General features: G+C 51.5%; 1 protein-coding gene. It reads left to right on the forward strand.

The window, feature by feature from the left end:
• Positions 1-503 (forward strand): hypothetical protein (locus tag AC1D01_RS37655; RefSeq protein WP_477875052.1); only part of this gene is annotated, 503 nt, incomplete at its 5' end.
• Positions 504-646: the final 143 nt, after the last annotated feature.

Raw genomic sequence — 646 nt, forward strand, 5'->3', positions numbered from 1 at the left:
GGTGGCGCACTTCGCCGCAGATTTCGAATGCTCAGATAATTGAGGACGACGCGTTACAAATGTCTACCTCAATGCTCAATAGCTTATTCGCACGGTATGCGGATTCCACTCCACCACTTGCCCTAAAAAAGGACGCGGTACGAGTCGTAGATGCAATGTACGGCCTGGCAAAATCACTAGATGTTGACACGCTCGGCGCACTCCTTTCCCGCTATGCACTTTCGATTCGCGAGCTACCTGAAGTCTTGAGGAGTATCGCAAGAATCGAGCACACCATAATGTCTTTAGTAGCACCGATGCGTTGGGCACCATCGCTCGACATTTCGTGGTGGTCGGAAGCCAATAGATTTCTTCAGCTTGGCACACGAATACAAGACTCGGATAAGTCGGCCATCGAGGGTAACCGTGCGCGACTTTCTGATTTGTGCCGCAGTGAGTTTCACCTCGTCAGATTCGGATTTGACCAGGGCGCTCGTGATCTGCTAGACATAGAGAATCCTTAACTTCGGAAGCGGTCCGCGTGGAAAATCAATTTGCTGCATACCGATCAGACGGCGGATACCATGCGTTGATTACCCCTGGTCGTGTTTTCCAGGGTACGCTAATGGACGACCTCTTTTGCGCGCTTGGTCGGGCACCATCATTG

This window comes from Rhizobacter sp. P3_B12 (assembly GCF_056402895.1).